Annotated in this window: 14 protein-coding genes and 1 pseudogene; 10 read left to right on the top strand and 5 right to left on the bottom strand. The window is 39.4% G+C overall.

The features are described from left to right. The first annotated feature begins 2 nt into the window (after positions 1 to 2). The 4 genes from lptC (at position 3) to AC6JAD_RS02930 (ending at position 4,226) form a co-directional block, all read left to right on the top strand. Positions 3 to 572 carry an LPS export ABC transporter periplasmic protein LptC gene (lptC, locus tag AC6JAD_RS02945; protein ID WP_461302640.1) on the top strand — a complete coding sequence of 190 codons (570 nt, stop codon included), beginning with the start codon at positions 3 to 5 and terminating at the stop codon, positions 570 to 572. Beyond that, positions 565 to 765, top strand: coding sequence for a hypothetical protein (locus tag AC6JAD_RS02940; protein WP_461302641.1), 201 nt, complete (start codon positions 565 to 567; stop codon positions 763 to 765). The genes lptC and AC6JAD_RS02940 overlap by 8 nt, the downstream gene beginning before the upstream one ends. Then, positions 766 to 2,055, top strand: coding sequence for a hemolysin family protein (locus AC6JAD_RS02935; protein ID WP_461302642.1), 1,290 nt, complete (start codon positions 766 to 768; stop codon positions 2,053 to 2,055). Between the two features lie 89 nt (positions 2,056 to 2,144). Then, a complete protein-coding gene (locus AC6JAD_RS02930) occupies positions 2,145 to 4,226 on the top strand; it encodes a peptidylprolyl isomerase (protein WP_461302643.1) in 2,082 nt (693 codons plus the stop codon). Between the two features lie 52 nt (positions 4,227 to 4,278). Here AC6JAD_RS02930 and AC6JAD_RS02925 read toward each other — a convergent pair whose 3' ends face one another. After that, positions 4,279 to 5,196 carry a GYDIA family GHMP kinase gene (locus tag AC6JAD_RS02925; RefSeq protein ID WP_461302644.1) on the bottom strand — a complete coding sequence of 306 codons (918 nt, stop codon included), beginning with the start codon at positions 5,194 to 5,196 and terminating at the stop codon, positions 4,279 to 4,281. Further along, positions 5,196 to 6,524, bottom strand: a pseudogene (locus AC6JAD_RS02920) (hydroxymethylglutaryl-CoA reductase, degradative); the annotation flags it as partial. The pseudogene AC6JAD_RS02920 and the gene AC6JAD_RS02925, both read right to left, overlap by 1 nt. 175 nt (positions 6,525 to 6,699) lie before the next feature. Here AC6JAD_RS02920 and AC6JAD_RS02915 point away from each other — a divergent pair. The 5 genes from AC6JAD_RS02915 to AC6JAD_RS02895 all read left to right on the top strand — a co-directional run bounded on the left by AC6JAD_RS02915 (position 6,700) and on the right by AC6JAD_RS02895 (position 13,359). Then, positions 6,700 to 8,913 carry a S9 family peptidase gene (locus AC6JAD_RS02915; RefSeq protein ID WP_461302645.1) on the top strand — a complete coding sequence of 738 codons (2,214 nt, stop codon included), beginning with the start codon at positions 6,700 to 6,702 and terminating at the stop codon, positions 8,911 to 8,913. Between the two features lie 34 nt (positions 8,914 to 8,947). Beyond that, on the top strand, positions 8,948 to 10,333 hold the full coding sequence (locus tag AC6JAD_RS02910) for a peptide MFS transporter (protein WP_461302646.1): 1,386 nt from the start codon (positions 8,948 to 8,950) through the stop codon (positions 10,331 to 10,333). Between the two features lie 78 nt (positions 10,334 to 10,411). Continuing rightward, positions 10,412 to 12,190, top strand: coding sequence for a peptide MFS transporter (locus tag AC6JAD_RS02905; RefSeq protein WP_461302647.1), 1,779 nt, complete (start codon positions 10,412 to 10,414; stop codon positions 12,188 to 12,190). Between the two features lie 78 nt (positions 12,191 to 12,268). After that, complete coding sequence (locus AC6JAD_RS02900; RefSeq protein ID WP_461302648.1) at positions 12,269 to 12,811, top strand: thioredoxin family protein; 543 nt, start codon at positions 12,269 to 12,271, stop codon at positions 12,809 to 12,811. An 11-nt stretch (positions 12,812 to 12,822) separates the two neighbouring features. Beyond that, positions 12,823 to 13,359 carry a thioredoxin family protein gene (locus AC6JAD_RS02895; protein WP_461302649.1) on the top strand — a complete coding sequence of 179 codons (537 nt, stop codon included), beginning with the start codon at positions 12,823 to 12,825 and terminating at the stop codon, positions 13,357 to 13,359. Positions 13,360 to 13,367: 8 nt separating this feature from the next. On the opposite strand, the gene AC6JAD_RS02890 is transcribed toward AC6JAD_RS02895, so the two are convergent. Continuing rightward, on the bottom strand, positions 13,368 to 15,389 hold the full coding sequence (locus tag AC6JAD_RS02890; RefSeq protein ID WP_461302650.1) for a ComEC/Rec2 family competence protein: 2,022 nt from the start codon (positions 15,387 to 15,389) through the stop codon (positions 13,368 to 13,370). Between the two features lie 57 nt (positions 15,390 to 15,446). Beyond that, on the bottom strand, positions 15,447 to 15,944 hold the full coding sequence (locus tag AC6JAD_RS02885) for a C40 family peptidase (RefSeq protein WP_461302651.1): 498 nt from the start codon (positions 15,942 to 15,944) through the stop codon (positions 15,447 to 15,449). Between the two features lie 59 nt (positions 15,945 to 16,003). Here AC6JAD_RS02885 and AC6JAD_RS02880 point away from each other — a divergent pair, with 59 nt between their 5' ends. Then, entirely contained in the window at positions 16,004 to 16,360 is a 357-nt protein-coding gene (locus AC6JAD_RS02880) for a hypothetical protein (RefSeq protein ID WP_461302652.1), read from the top strand. Here the strand turns inward: AC6JAD_RS02880 and lpxB are convergent. After that, on the bottom strand, positions 16,341 to 17,462 hold the full coding sequence (lpxB, locus tag AC6JAD_RS02875) for a lipid-A-disaccharide synthase (RefSeq protein ID WP_461302653.1): 1,122 nt from the start codon (positions 17,460 to 17,462) through the stop codon (positions 16,341 to 16,343). The two genes, AC6JAD_RS02880 and lpxB, sit on opposite strands and share 20 nt — an antisense overlap. Position 17,463 lies beyond the last annotated feature (1 nt).

The raw sequence follows: 17,463 nt of genomic DNA, 5'->3' as shown, positions 1-17,463 counted from the left end.
GGATGATATCCATAAAATATATGATTAAAAGCGTGGTGGTTGTTTTGGCAACCATCACGTTTTTTTCTTGTGAAGGAAATTATAAAAACGTCCAGAAGTTAAGTCAGCAAGATGATCTACCTGCCGGAGAGGGATTAGGCATAAAAATGGTCTATACCGACTCAGGGAAAGTAGTTACTACCTTGAATACGCCTAAACTCCTCAATTATGAAAATCTGGAATTTGGTTATCAGGAATTTCCGGAAGGTGTTGAGGTTAACTTTTTTGAAAACGGCGAAAAGAGCACGGTTACTTCAGACTATGCCGTTCGATATCCCTTAACTGGAATAGTGGATCTAAGAAAGAACGTGGTGCTGGTCACTTCCGACGGAAATGTGCTCAATGCAGAACAACTCTATTGGGACCAGAGCAACAAATGGGTGTTTACCGATAAGCCCTATAGAATTACTTTTGAGGACGGTTCCTATAATGATGGTGCCCGTTTCGATGCGAATGAAGATTTTACCGTATTTTTATCCCGCAAAAATGATGGTATCCAAATGATTGACCAAAACCAAGAATCTGATGAGTAGTACTATTTACCGATTTTTCGAATATGCCTATATAATCATGGCGGCCTTTGCTGCTTACATTGTAGTAACCAATTGGGAGTCTGACAGGGGAAGGGCGTATTTGTTTGGCTTTTTTGGGGTAGTGGCTATATTCATGTTCATTTTCAAAAGATGGTTTAGGAAACGATTGGAGAAGCGTAACCAAGACCAGTAAATGGAATTTCAGATTCTGATTATTGTCCTTTCCTTAGTATTATCCGCCTTTTTTTCTGGGATGGAAATTGCGTTTGTCTCCGCCAATAAGATTCATATCGAAATAGAGAAGAAGCAAAGTAATTTTCTCGCTTTAATTCTTCAAAGGATTACCAGAAGACCTTCAAAATTCATAGCCACCATGTTGGTGGGAAATAATATTGCCCTCGTTGTTTACGGATTGTTCATGGGTGACCTGCTGGTAGATTGGTTTCAAACCTTTTTGCCGTCGGAACATGCTATTGTCAACTATGCCCTTGGCGATTTGAGTTTGCTCACCCAGACAGTGATTTCTACCCTGGTTATCCTATTGACGGCTGAATTCCTTCCAAAGGTATTCTTTCAAATTTATGCCAATAGACTGGTAAAGGTATTTGCTTTTCCCGCTTATCTATTCTACCTGCTCTTTTCCATTATTTCGGAATTTGTAATATGGATATCGGACCTTGTGCTTAAAGTGTTTTTTAAGACAGAGGGCGATGCCGTACAGTTAAGTTTCAGTAAAGTGGAGCTAGGGAATTATATAAGCGAGCAAATCGAGACATTAGAGCAAAAGGATGAAATAGATAGTGAAATCCAAATATTTCAGAATGCGCTGGAATTTTCGGAAGTAAAGGCTCGGGAGGTCATGATTCCGCGAACCGAAGTAGTGGCGATCGAAATCCATACTACACCCAAGGAACTTCAAAAACTATTTTCCGATACTGGGTTTTCCAAAATATTGGTCTACAACGAAAGCATCGATGATATTCTGGGGTACGTTCATTCATTTGAACTGTTCAAAAAGCCCTCGGTCATAAAAAAGATACTAATGCCCGTGGTTTTTGTGCCCGAAACCATGTTTGCGAAAGATGTGTTGAATATCCTGAGTAAGAAGCGTAAAAGTATCGCAGTGGTGATCGATGAGTACGGCGGAACCTCTGGAATCATTACAGTAGAGGATATTATCGAAGAACTTTTTGGGGAGATTGAAGATGAGCACGATTCTATCGCCCTTATCGAAACCGAACTTGCCGATGATCACTATCAGTTCTCTGCCCGGCTGGAAGTAGATTACCTAAACGAAACCTATAAACTGGACCTTCCGGAAGACGATGCTTATGAAACATTGGGTGGGATGATTGTTAATTTTACCGAGGAAATACCGAAGCAGGATGAGACCTTGGAAATTGAGAATTTTACCATTCAAATCGTCGAAGTATCCAATACCAAAATAGAATTGGTCGAGGTGATCAAGAAGAACGAAGAATAATTTTCGTGAATCCCTTGTTTTTTTAAGCCTATCCTTTTTATAAATCGAGGGAAAATGGTATTTTCGCCCACTATTAAATTTCAACAGAAATGGCAATATTAAACAGTATTAGAAAAAGAGGTGTATTCCTTATCATAATCATTGCACTGGCCCTATTCGCATTCGTGCTGGATGGAGTAATAAACAGTAAGACCGGTGGCGGTGGTGAAATAGAGAATACCGTTGCGGTGATTAATGGGAAAGAACTTTCCAGAGAGGACTTCATGGGCAAGGTAGAGAATCAACAAAGATCATTAGGGCCTGGTTCCAATACTGCACGTGCCGTACAAATGGTTTGGGATCGCGAATTGCGCAGTGTCCTTATGGAGCAACAAACAGATGCTTTGGGTATGACTGTTAGCCAAGAAGAGATCAATGCGCAATTAAGTTTGGTGTTGGCTAATAACCCAACATTCTTAGATGACAATGGTTTGTACAGCGAAGTGAAGATGCTTGACTATGTACAGAGTATTCAAGGGAACGAGCCAGCACAAATACAACAACGTCAGGCGTGGAATGATTTTATTGAAAGTACCCGTCAAAGTATTCTTCAGTCCAACTATATGAATATGGTTCGTGGAGGATTGGCTTCTACCCTTACCGAGGGAGAGCAACAATACCGTTTCGAGAACGATAAGATCAATGTAGAGTACGTGTATGTTCCATATACAAAAATTGCGGATGAAGATGTAGCAGTATCTGAAGCTGAAATTACACAGTACATAAAAGCAAACCCTAAGCAGTTCGAAGTAGATCCATTGGTAGATATTCAATATGTGACTTTTAACGAGGAGCCATCGGCCGAAGATATTGAAGAGGCAAAAACAAGTATGGCTGCTAAGGTAAGTCTGTTCGACGCTGCCGAAGATGCAGGTGCTTACGTGAATGAAAATTCGGATGTAGGTTACAACGACAATTGGATCAAAGAGGCGAATTTATCTCCTGCCCTAAAGGATACCATTCTTACACTAGAAGAAGGAACAGTGTATGGTCCCTACCAAGTAAATGACTCTTGGAATCTTTCTAAGGTTATCGCAAGAAGACAATTACCGGATACGGTTAGTGCACGTCATATCCTTATTCCAATAGGATTGAGCAGAACGGATAGTATTACAAGAACCCTTGACCAAGCTAGATCATTAGCCGATAGTATTTTAGGCGTTGTTAAAAGAAACAAGTCTAAATTCGGGGATATGGTTAAAGAATTTTCCGGGGATCTTGGAAGTGTAGAAAACGGCGGAAGATACGAGTCATTCGCTTACAATAGAATGGTTGCTCCATTCCGTGATTTCTCTTTTGAAGGAAAAGTTGGTGACATGGGAGTAGTGGAAACACAATTTGGTTTTCATGTAATTGAGATCGAAGAACAGGAATACTTCCAACCAGCAGTTAAAGTGGCTACCGTTACTCAGAATGTGGAAGCAAGTGAAACTACCCTAAGTGATATTTTCTCAAGAGCTGCTAAGTTTGAAGATGCTGCCAGAAATGGAGACTTCAATGCTTTGGTAGAAGAAGGTGGGTTAGAGTCCAGACCCGTAAACAAAATTGGGGAGTTGGATGCCAATATACCTGGTATAGGAGATAATCGTTCCATTATTAATTGGGCGTTTGGTGATGAAAGTGAAGTGGGTGATGTAAAACGTTTTGAAGCCAACAACACGTATTATGTAGTTCAGTTAACGAGAAAAAGTACCGAAAAGGCACTTCAGAGTGTAGCTGAGGCATCAAGTATCGTAACCCCTATTTTGAGAAACGAGAAAAAGGCGCAAAAAATCCGTGAAGGAATAACAGGAAGCACCCTTCAAGATGTGGCTTCTAGCCAAAACGTTACCGTTAAATCGGCAAGTGCGCTTACACGTGCAAATCCTACAATTGCTGGAGCCGGAACGGAACCAGCCGTAGTGGGTGCTGCTTTCGGAAAGGAAGCTGGAGAGACTACAGGTCTAATAGACGGTGAAAATGGAGTGTATATGGTAAGGGTTACTACCGTAAATAAAGCTCCAGACTTAGACAACTATGCAACATTCGCCAATACGCTTAACACACAAGCAAGCGGAACCATTGGTAATAGAATTTTCGACGCACTTAAAAATGCTGCCGATATAGAAGATAATAGAGCTAAGTTCTATTAATAGAATAATGGCTAATTCTACTAAAAACCCTCGAGATTTCTCGAGGGTTTTTTTATAATATCATATCACTGAAAGGAATAATGGTGGTAAACCTTTTTTCTTTAAAATAATTGAGTGCTTGCCCGTTCTCGGCAACCACCAATACGAAATCACCACCCCATGCGCCAAGGCTTTTCACAGTTCCCTTAAAGTCTGGAAATAATTTTTCTTTAATCGTTGGAATTTCGATAATCTCCGAAATTCGTGCCTCATGAATGGAAAGGAGGCGGGAAAATTCGGTGAGTGATGTGCAGGTAATGATATCTGAAGTGATTTCAGAAAAAGAATCCAAGTCTATTTTGTTATTGGACTTTGCTTTTTTATATCGTGAGATTCCTTCTTTACTATCTTGTTTTTGGTTTAGGTGAACAAAGTATAAATGCTCAGTGAATTCCCAGTGCAAGGATACAGGAGTCACAATAGGAAGGTGCTGCTTTAATTCATACAAAATAGGTGTTCTATGTGCAGCAACTGCAACATCATAACCGCTTCCGCCAAAACTTTTTTGAAGTAGTAAGTGCGCATCAATTCCCGCCCATGATGCGATATTATAAATAAGGGTTGAAGAAGTTCCCAAACCCCAATCCCTCGGAAAATCCAATACGGTGGTTATTTCATAGCCAAGATTGGAATCCAGGAAGTTTGGGTTAAGAGCTTTTGCTGTAAGCAATATGTCTTGAAGCGTTTGTGAAAAAGAGTTTTCAGTGCCCTCATAGTTCAAATCTTTAATTTGAAATGTTTCTTGAAACCAAGTATTCCCTTGATGGTCAATACTGTTCCATTTCAATATAGCTGAAGTGGCGGTAGACACCCGCACTTGCATGGATTGACCATATTTTGTGGGTATAGCCAATGCTTTTGCCCCATCCAATACGACATATTCTCCAGTAAGGAGTAATTTTCCAGGACTATGAAATGTTTGGGTAGTCACTAAACACGAAGGTTTTCAATGAATTCAACAACAGCACTATGCGATACGGTTTGTTCTTTAAAATGATGTACGGCCTTCTCTTTCTCGCTTGCATTTGCTTCCATCTGATTTAGGATGTTCATTAGGTGCATTTTCATATGCCCTTTCTGAATACCTGTGGTTACAAGGGAACGTAGTGCCGCAAAATTCTGTGCCAATCCAGCTACGGCAACAATTTGCATAAGCTCCTTGGCATTTGGTTTTTGCAGGATTTGAAAGGCCAGTTTTACCAGTGGATGAAGTGATGTAAGACCACCCACGGTTCCAAGGGCCAACGGAATATCTATACTAAAACGGAATTTGCCGTTTTTAATAGAAGCATTTGTTAGGCTTCTGTATTGTCCGTCCCTAGAGGCATAGGCGTGTATACCTGCTTCAACAGCCCTAAAGTCATTCCCAGTGGCTAAAATAACCGCATCTATGCCGTTCATGATGCCTTTATTGTGTGTTACTGCCCTTCTTGTTTCCATTTGTGCAATTTGGACAGCACGGACAAAGCGCTCAGCAAAATCCTGTGCTTTTTCCCGATCTGGATGCAATGCTGCAACGTCACAATTCACTTCGGCACGAACGAGGCACTCTGGAACATAATTTGAAAGTATGCTCATGACCACTTCAGGATACACATTGTCCTCCTTGAAAGTGGGATTTGTTTCTGCCTCTTTTTCAAAAGTTTCTGCTATAGTCTCTAAGCAACTATTTATAAAATTGGCTCCCATGGCATCTAAGGTCTCGAATGTGCAGTGCAATTGATAGAATCCATCCAAGGCATCGGTGCGGTCTACCAATTCTATATCCAGTAGTCCACCACCACGTTTTTTCATGTTTTTTTCAATGTCCTCGATACTTTTTTTGAGCGTGTTGCGCACACTATGGAAAAAGGCTTCCATCTTTTCTGTTTTTCCGAAGTAATTGAAATAGACCTGTCCGTTTTTTGTGGTGCCTAGGATTTTAGTGGTAAAGCCACCTTTGTCCAACCAAAATTTAGCGGCATTACTCGCTGCGGCTACCACCGAACTTTCCTCTATTACCATGGGGAGGGTATACAGGGTATCGTTGATTAGAAAGTTGGGCGCAATCCCAAACGGGAGGTAATAATTGGTTAAGGTGTTTTCAATAAAGTCATCGTGTAACTTCTGAAGGGCAGTGTCCGTATTCCAGTAGTTTTTCAATACCGAAATAGCAGAAGGATCATCCTGCAAATAATGGGAGGCAAGCCACTTTATTTTTTCTTCTTTGGTCTTTTTCGAAAATCCTGAGACAGGGTTGGCCATCACATTTTTATTTTGACCACAAAGATAGCGTTAAAATCTTCATTGAGGAATTGGTAGCGATTGATGACAAAGGTGTCGAAAAGTTCTTGTTTTATGCTATTTTTAAAGAGAATCAGTCTGTATTTAACAGAAAAAACAGGTGAATTTTCAGGAAATTTTAGTAAAATTGGCATAACAAAATTTTAACAATTTGAAAAAAGTACTTTCACTTACTGTGCTTGCATTTCTTGCAACGTTTACTTCAACTCTCACAGCACAAGAAAAGAATATTACATTAGAAGAAATTTGGGGTGGTTCCTTCCGTACAGAACGCTTGGATGTTTTGCGGTCCTTGAAAAATGGAAAGGAATACTCGGTATTAAATTTTAACCGTTCTAAAGGGACTTCTGCCATAGACGTCTACGATTATAAAAGCGGTAAAAAAGTAAAAACACTTGTAGACAGTGAGGATTTGAGTGACATAAATCGTTTTATCTCGTATGAGTTCAGTAGCGATGAGTCGAAAATCCTTTTGGCCACACAATTGAAACAGGTGTTCCGTAGATCGGCACTGGGCACTTACTATGTCTATGATGTGAATTCTAAATCGATCACATTGCTGTCCGACGATAAGGTTCAGGAGCCTACTTTTAGCGAAGATGGAACCAAAGTTGCTTATGGGTTCAATAATAATATTTACATCAAAGACCTTTCTAGTGGTACTGTTACCCAGGTGACCACAGATGGCGTAAAGAACAAGATCATAAACGGTATAACGGATTGGGTGTATGAAGAAGAATTTGCCTTTGTGCGAGCTTTCGATTGGAGCAAAGATGGAAGCCATATAGCGTATATTCGTTTCGATGAGTCGAAAGTGCCTGAATTCTCAATGGATGTCTACGGGGAAGATCTGTACCAGACCCAAACGGTATTTAAGTATCCGAAAGCAGGCGAAGTGAATGCCGAGGTGTCACTTCATCTCTACGACGTCAACTCTGGTAATTCTACCGAAGTGGATGTTTCTGAATTCAACAGTTATTACATCCCACGAATTAAATGGACCAACGACAATGATGTGTTGAGTGTTCAATTGACCAACCGACATCAAAACATTTTAGATTTGGTATTTGTGGATGCTTCATCTGGAGAGGCCTCCTTAATTCATCAAGAGAAAGATGATGCCTATGTGGATGTAACAGATAATTTGACCTTCTTAAATGATAATAGCTTCATTTGGACGAGCGAAAAGGATGGATGGAACCATATCTATCACTATAGCAAAAAGGGGAAGTTGATCAATCAGATTACCCAAGGTGAGTGGGAAGTAACCAACTACTATGGTTTTGATCCTAATACTGGCCGTGTGTACTATCAGAGTACCGAGAATGGAAGTATTAACCGAGATGTATATTCCATAACCAGTACTGGAAAGAATAAAATTCGTTTAAGTCAAAAAACAGGAAATAACAGTGCTGCTTTTAGCGCCGATTATACCTACTTCATCAATACTTTTTCTGATACGGAAACACCGTATGAGTTTACGTTAAAAGAAGCTCTTTCTGGGGACCAAGTAAGGGGAATTAAGGATAACAGCGCATTAAAGGCAAAAGTGGCCGAATATAAAACCTCCAAAAAGGAATTCTCTACGATTAATATAAATGGTGAGGATTTAAACATGTATATGATCAAGCCTAAGGATTTCGATCCTAACAAAGAATACCCTTTGTTTATGTATCAATATTCGGGTCCTGGGTCGCAAAGTGTGGCTAATCGATGGGGAGGTTCCAATGACTATTGGCACCAGATGTTGGCACAGGAAGGTTACATAGTTGCCTGTGTAGATGGAAGGGGAACTGGATTAAAAGGACGGGAATTTAAGAAAATGACCCAGAAGGAACTCGGGAAGTATGAAGTGGAAGATCAGATTGCTGTAGCGCAAGAGTTAGGCAAACTACCTTACATAGATGCTGAAAGGATAGGTATTTGGGGTTGGAGTTATGGTGGATTTATGTCCAGTAATTGTTTATTCCAAGGTGCAGATACCTTTGCCATGGCCATTGCTGTCGCTCCGGTGGGCAGCTGGCGTTTCTATGATACAATTTATACCGAGCGTTATATGCAAACCCCACAGGAAAACCCAAGTGGTTACGATAACAATTCCCCTATTACTCATGTAGATAAATTAAAGGGGGATTTCCTATTGGTTCATGGTACGGCAGATGATAATGTGCATGTACAAAACTCAATGCGCTTGGTCGAGGCTTTGGTTCAGGCTAATAAAGACTTCGACTGGTTGATGTACCCCGACAAAAATCATGGAATCTATGGAGGGTATACACGACTTCATTTGTACAATAAAATGACCAATTTCATAAGGGAAACTTTGGGTAAGCCTAAAGGGGGACTTCTAGAAATTCGTGATTAACTAACCAATAAAATACTAACTAATATTTAAATCTATGTCAACAACTCTCCAAAATCAAAAACAATTATTCGGTCACCCAGTGGGTTTATACGTACTGTTTTTTACCGAAATGTGGGAGCGTTTTTCCTACTATGGAATGCGAGCTATTTTGGTTCTTTATTTAGTAGCGGAAGCCACAGCAGATAATGCGGGGCTCGGATGGTCTAATGGAGATGCTCTTTCTTTATATGGAACATATACGATGCTAGTCTATGTAGCTTCTATTCCAGGTGGTTGGATTGCTGATAAGTTTTTAGGTCAGAAAAAATCGGTTCTATACGGTGGGATTTTACTAGTGGCTGGACATAGTATTTTAGCTGTGGAAGAATTGTGGGCATTCTATACAGGTTTGGGCTTAATTGTATCCGGAGTAGGAATGCTGAAACCAAATATTTCTACTATGGTTGGTGGATTGTACCAACAAGGAGATATTAGACGGGATAAAGGATTTACAATTTTCTATATTGGGATCAACATTGGAGCATTTTTGGCGGCCCTAATCGTGGGGTATGTAGGTGAGGTGCATGGATGGCATTATGGTTTTGGATTGGCCGGAATTGGAATGGCACTTGGTCTCATTCAATATCTTGCAGGTCAGAAGCATTTAAAATTAGTGGGTAATTTCTTAGGAACCTCTGAAAATCTAGAAGAGAAAGAAGCCATGAAAAAGCCATTGACGAAGATTGAAAAGGACAGGGTTGTCGTTTTGTTTATTTCATTCTTATTGGTTATCGTTTTCTGGGGAGCTTTTGAGCAGGCAGGAGGTTTAATGAATATCTATGCTTCAGAGAAAACAAACAGAATGTTAATGGGATGGGAAGTTCCTGCTTCATGGTTCCAGTCTCTGAATGCCATGTTTATTATATTTTTGGGAACTTCGGTAGCTGCTTATTGGGCAATGCGAAAGCTAAAGGGGAAAGTTTCCACTTCTTTATTTAAGATGATCATAGGTCTAATTATTATGGGAACAGGATTCTTTTTTATGACGGCTGCAGCTGGACAATATGAAAGTAATGGTGCTTCTGCTATGTATTGGCTAGTGCTCGCGTATTTATTCCATACCGTTGGAGAATTATGTATTTCTCCAGTAGCACTCTCCTATATCACGAAATTGGCTCCTTTAAAATATGCTTCTTTAATGATGGGGGTATATTTTGCGATGACTGGATTTGGAAATAAATTGGCAGGTCTATTGGGAGAGGCTTCAGAGTCTCTAGGTGAGTTTACAATATTTACCGGGATAGCTGTATTCTGTGTGTCATTTGGATTATTAGTAATGATATTTAGAAAGAAATTGGAAGCACTAACTCACGGTGCGGAGGATGATGAAAGGGATCTTCGAAATGAAGAAGCGGAAGGTTTCGAATTAGCAGATAATTAGAAAAAACATTGAAAACAAAGCCCTGGTCTCAATTGATTAGGGCTTTGTTGTTTTTATATTTCAACTAAAATCAGTTTTATGAATTCTACTACTAAAGAAAACTTTTTTAAAGATAAAGTGCTAGGCCATCCTGCAGGACTTTTTGTCCTGTTTTTTACAGAAATGTGGGAACGTTTCTCTTATTATGGAATGCGCGCCATATTAGTAATATTCCTTACCGGAGTGGTTACAGGAGAAAACCCGGGCTGGGGTTGGGATAAGACAGCAGCACTATCATTATTAGGGACGTATGCTATGTTTGTTTATTTAACGCCAATAGTTGGTGGCTGGCTGGCAGATAATAAAATTGGTTATCGCATGGCAGTTGTAATAGGAGCACTATTAATGACCTTAGGACATGCATCTATGGCTATTGAAACCCCAACTTTTCTTTACATTGGAATTACTTTGTTGATTTTAGGGAATGGCTTTTTTAAGCCTAATATGACATCCATAATTTCTAAGATGTATGAAGGACACGACGACAAGAAAGACGGGGCATACAATATCTTCTATATGGGTGTAAATGCAGGTGCATTTCTGGGAATTATGTTATGTGGTTGGTTGGGTGAAAATGTTGGATGGAGCTGGGGCTTTGGATTGGCAGGGATCTTCATGTTTTTGGGGATGATTCAATTTTATTATGCGCAACCCTTATTTGGAGATGTTGGAACTAAGCCTACTAATGAAAGAGAAGATTTGATAGACACATTGGTTGACAATGTTGAAACTTCCAAAGAAAAAATAAGTGGTAAATTAAATAGATTTATTACCCTTGATTATGTCTTAATCGGTGTTTTTATAATCTCAGCATTGATTTTTATTATTAATGATCCTCTTAGTAAGATAGGTAACATTAATACCTTGAATTTCAAAGTAGCCGGAATGGGCGATTCACTGTTTTTTGCTTTGCTGTCCGCTATTATATTTATTTTGATTCTAATTGTAAGGATTCCGCGTTATGAAAAGATTGTAAGGGATAGGATGATTGCCTTTACTATTTTTTGCATTTTCACCGTATTCTTTTGGGCAGCTTTCGAACAAGCAGCAGGTTCTCTTCCTTTATATACAAGAGATTTTACGGACAGAGTTTTAGAGGGAAATGCTGCTTTGATCTTTAAAATAATAGATTTAATAGTGACTGTTGTACCAATTGGAATAATCACTTATGTGCTAATTAAGTTATTTCGAAAGACTTTTAGTAGAATAAGCTTATCCAATATAGTTTTGGCTTTGAGCTTTGTTGTTATTTGGATTTTGGTAATCTACAAATTGTACATCAATTTTAGTGTTGAGGCTAAAGAAGTGGAAATCACTTGGTTTGCAATTTTGAACTCACTATTTATAATAATTTTTGCTCCTTTATTCACAAAATGGTGGGATAGTAAGTACAACCCACCGGCTTCTGTTAAATATGGTTTAGGGCTTATTATCATGGCTATAGGCTTTGGATTATTGGCTTTTGCAGCCAGGAATGTCCCGTTAGGTGCAGAAACTGCCAAGTTAAGTATGATATGGTTGGTTCTTGCCTATTTATTCCACACATTGGGAGAATTATGCTTGTCCCCAATGGGATTATCATATTTAAGTAAACTGGTTCCCGCAAGAATGGTAGGTTTTATGTTTGGGGTCTATTATTTAGCCATTGCAATAGGTAATAAAATGGCACACTATGTTGGGGGTGATATAGAGAAAATTACAGAAGAAAGTGGATTGTCTCATTTCTTCTTAATATTTACCATAGTTCCAATTGTATTGGGTTTAATTTCATTTGGCTTACACCCATTATTGAAAAGACTTATGCACGGCGTAAGATAGAAACAACAAAAACGCCCAAAAAACGTTCCCATTGTGGAACGTTTTTTGCTATATTACAACCTGTTATATTTAAGTCCCATGAAAAGAATTGTACTCTTACTTTCCTTATTGGTAGTTTCGGTCGCTTCGGCCCAGAAGATTAATTGGATGTCCATGGATGAGGCCCTTGCGGCACAGGCCAAAAAACCCAAAAAGATTTTTATAGACATGTACACCAATTGGTGTGGGCCCTGTAAGATGTTGGACCGTGATACTTTTAGTAATAAGGACGTGGTAGCATACGTGAACAAAAATTTCTATGCGGTAAAGTTTAATGCAGAGGGAAATGAATCCGTAAATTATCAGAACAAGGCATATACCAACCCCGGTTTCGATCCTGCAAAGGCCATGAGACGAAACAGTCAGCATCAGTTTGCCCGTTTTATGGGCGTACGAGCCTATCCCACGGTGTTATTCCTAGACGAAGAAGGAAACCTTATTAATCGTGTAAAGAGCTATAAGAAACCACGACAAATGGAATTGTATCTCAAATTGTTCGGAACAGATCTTTGGAAAGAGATCACAACCCAGGAACAATTCGATGAATATTTTAAAAACTTTAAACCCGAGTTTAAAGTATAATCTTACTTGTTATGAAAAGAATTGCCCTAATATTCATTTTATTAATTTCTGGCATTGCCAAGGCCCAAGAAATTGAATGGATGACTATGAATGAAGCGCTAGCAGCTCAGGAAAAAGAACCTAAGCATATTTTTATGGATGTCTACACCAAATGGTGTGGCCCATGTAAACTTTTAGATAAGCGAACTTTTAGTGATAAAAATGTGATTGCTTTTATCAATGAAAATTACTATCCCGTAAAGTTCAATGCAGAAGGAACTGAAGAAATTACCTATCAAGATTTCACATACACCAATCCTAACTATCAACCAGAAAGAAAAGGGCGCAATGCAACCCATTTTTTTGCGGATGCCCTTAAACTAAGGGGATATCCAAGTCTGGTATTTTTTGAGAAGGATGGTGCTCTTATTCAAGCAGTAGCGGGATATAAAAGTCCAAGGGATTTGGAGATTTACCTGAAAATGATTGCCAATGGGGACTATAAAAAATTGACCACCACCGAGGCTTGGGAAGAGTATAGGGACAACTTTAACCATACCTTCAAATAGGTCAGAAATTATTCTATGATATAGGCTCCCATTTCACTGGTATTGTGAAATGGGAGCTGTCGTTTCTTACAGGTTTTTTCCCACCGTTGGGTATAGCTTTTATAATTACTACCATCGGCAATAATAAGTCGTGGCTGTAGACTTTCAATTAATCGCTCCAAGTGAATTTTCGGGCTTTCCGAAAGAATGACGATGTCGGTTCTTTTATTGGAATAGATTCCCACACTATCCAGACGAATAATACTTCTTCCTTTAAATAAAAAGATATCTGGAATAGCACTCACCTTATTTTTGGAAATATGGTTTTCGGTCACATACCCTTTTATTGGGTATGACCTTAAAGGGTTTAAAGAATCATTTGTAAATAGGGTTATATGATCATTATTTTTATATGCTATAAGACTCGTTCGAGGTTTGTGCAGTACAATTAATTCCTCATGGGAATGTATTTTCTGTTCCCACCGGTGAATACTCAGAAATAGTGCGATTAGGAGTAAGCTTGACAACACCAATCTCTTGTTTTTTGTTCTCCATAGATATGCAAGGGAAAACACGAAGGCATAAGCTATCAGCATTTTCGGTAGGGAAAAAGCAATATTGCTAAACAAAAAGGACTCCTGCGATGCGATCCATTGTACAAAGAGATTTAATAAGCCTATGGCCGCGTCATATACAAATACCATAGATTCAGGGACGTTTCCGAGTAATGACCATATCACGGTCACCAATCCAAGACCCAGTAGAACTCCTAGAAATGGCAATACCACCATATTGGTTAAAAGAAACAGCCCCGGGAATTGATGAAAATAATAGAGGCTTAATGGGCCCACTCCAATTTGCGCCGATAGGGTTACTGTAATCAATCCCCACAAATAGCGATCAACCAAGGTTCTTGGGCGATATAAACGATATAGATTGGGTTGCAACCATAGAATGAAAAATACCGCCAAATAACTCAATTGGAACCCTACGTGAAATAGCCATCTGGGTTGTAGCAACAAAAGGATGAAATAGGAGAGGGCGAGGGTGTTGAACCCATTGGTAGGTCGGTTTATCATTTTGGCAAGTGCGAAGCAAGAAAACATCGTGACAGCCCTTACTACCGATGGGGATAATCCAGCCAAGAACGCAAATCCCCAAAGCAATAGCACAATGCAAATAGCTTTAATTGATTTCCCTTTGCGAAAATAATCCAACGGCTTTAGGAGCCATGAGAAAAGTAGGAACAGTATCCCCACATGCAACCCAGATACTGCAAGGATATGTATAGCGCCAGCTGCCGCGTAATTGTTGTACAATTCTTTGTCCAATGTCCTGCGTTCCCCCAATACCAAGGCCTTTGTAATTGCCTTGGCATCTGTACTAAGACAAACCTGATCAAGTTTAGAGGTAATGTTAGATCGCAGATTTTCGGAGAATCCTCTAGCCGTAGTTTCCCCCGTTTCAATTTTGAGAATTTCACCTTTAGCAATAGTGATTTTTCCATAAACATCCAATTTATGCAAGTAGTCCCGATAGTCAAACTGATGGGGATTCAAAGATGTTGGGATTTCATCAATTTTTGAAGATAGTAGTAATAGGTTGTCAACTTTCAATTTTGGGTATAAGGCGTCATTTCTAATAGTAAGGAGCAACTTCCCTTTAGCAGCAAACTGATTCCTGCTAAGTAATTCAGCGTAGTACTTATGATTGTAGCGATCGGACTTAAGTATTTCAATTATTTTCACCTCTAGCATTTGATCATCGGAAGTATGCTGTTGGTGCACAAAGTGCCCTGATTGAAAATGGGGCTGTCCCTTTTGTAGATTAAGATACCCCAATGCGATAAATACCAGAAAAGTTAGCAATCCAAAAAAGGGACCTTGCTTTAGTTTTCTCCGTTCCCTTAACCAGGCTATAAGCAGTAGTGCAAACAGGAACATGAAAATGGCAGTGCCAATATGTGAAGGAGTGGGAAAGTAGTGACCCAAGATAATTCCCAAAGTAAGACAGGCTGCCAACTTAAGGATAAGAAAATTAATAAACCTCATATTTCAAGCACAGTAAAGTGCTATTAAAATTGAGGGGAGTACTTAAAATTAGAAAATTTAAATGATTCTTCTAACCTCCACGAAGGCGTTTTTCCAATATTTTTCGTCAAGGGAGGAAACAATCACCCCGCGGGAGGAAGTAGAATGTATAAATTGGATATCCCCACTACGGCTCTCCACTACTAATCCAACATGGTTAATCACATTTCGGTTCTTGTTGGTTTTAAAGAAGACCAAATCGCCTTTTTGCACCTCTTTTAATTTGATGCGGATTCCTTTTTTGGCCATATCCCTAGATACCCTGGGTAATTCTATATTCTCACTTTTGTAAGAAGTATATACCAATCCAGAACAATCCATGCCTCGTTTATCCGTGCCGCCAAATTTATATCGGGTGCCTTTAAAGGTTTGGGCATGGTTCACCACTTTGGAGATCCTTTTGGAGGATACAGCAGTGGTACCTTTTCCAATAACAACGGTTTCGGTAGTTTTACGGGAGGAGCCACAAGAGGCTAAGAATAAAGATAGTAAGGAGATAAGTATTAATTTTTTCATGTAAGAAAAGTAGATTCGGTTTGCTAAATTTACTAGATTTGAGTTAAATAAGAAAAAGAATGCGCATTCCAAAAGAGTTTGAACCCCTTCCATTTTATGAAGACCCCATAATTATTGAGGTAGCTGTTTATATGTTTCTTATGTTAATGATGGTATTTATAATTAGAATGGCAGCCTTTTTTAATCGGGGTGGTTGGCTTACGGATTCGGATCCGTTGAATTTCAAAAACCGAAATAGGATTGTGTCTCCATTCCTTATCAAAGAGCAGGTATCTGGTGATGTCATAGTGCAGTATGGAGGTAAGCAACGGGCCTTAAGGGTTTTCGCCCTGTTTTTAATCGTAATTTTTGTTTCAATACCGCTATCGGAGCTAATGAATGATAGCAATTTTATTATTAGTTCCCTTTGGTACTAGCATTTACCATTAAGGCTGCAGCCTTCTTACTTGCCCCTTTTCCACCCAAAGCATTTTCAAGGTCGTAGTAGTCTAAGAAAAGCACTGCGCGGTGATAGTCATCCAGAATTTTTGATAGCTCCTCTTTAAGTTGTTTGGTGTTGAATTCTCCTTGGATCAGTTCCTTAACTGCAGGCTTATCTAAAATTAAATTGACCAAGGAAATGTATTTAAGCTTTATGATACGCTTGGCAATTTCATAGGAAATACGATTGCCTTTGTAGCAGACTACTTGAGGAACTTTGTAAAGTCCGGTTTCCAAAGTAGCGGTTCCCGAAGTAACCAAAGCAGCCGTGGAAAGGCTTAGTAGGTCGTAGGTTTTATTTTGGATAAAGGTGGCATCAGAATCTTGGGTAAATTGTTTGTAAAATTCTATTTCCTGGCTGGGTGCACCTGCTATTACGAACTGATAGTCTGGGAAATCCTCTGTCACGGAAAGCATGACTTTCAGCATTTTAGAAATCTCTTGCTTGCGACTTCCAGGTAGTAAAGCAATAATTGGGCGATCGTCCAAATGGTGTTCTTTGCGGAAAGTTTCCGAATCTACCTGCTGTCTCTTGGAGATGGCATCAATAAGGGGATGGCCCACGAAATGTACAGGAAAATTGTGCTTCTTTTCATAGAAGTCTTTTTCAAAAGGGAGTATGACATACATTTCATCCACATCCCTTTTTATGGCTTTTATACGCCCTTCTTTCCAAGCCCAGATTTGAGGTGAAATATAATAGAGGGTCTTGTATCCCCTTTGTTTGGCCCATTTCGCAATTCGCAAGTTGAACCCAGGGTAATCTATAAAGATGATCGCATCTGGTTGATAACCTTCAATATCATCCTTGCAAAAAGAAATATTGCGCAAAATGGTTCGGAGGTTTTGAAGTACTTCAACAAATCCCATAAAGGCAAGTTCCCGGTAATGTTTTATAGGATCGCCAGCTTCTTGCGCCATAAGGTCGCCTCCCCAAAACCTGAATTCCGCATTGGTATCTTCGGCTTTAAGTGCAGCAATGAGATTTGCTCCATGCAAATCGCCCGATGCTTCCCCTGCAATGATGTAGTATTTCATT

The organism is Aureisphaera sp. (genome assembly GCF_059726885.1).
Note: the sequence above shows the minus strand (reverse complement) of the source record. Positions and strands in the feature narration are given on the sequence as shown.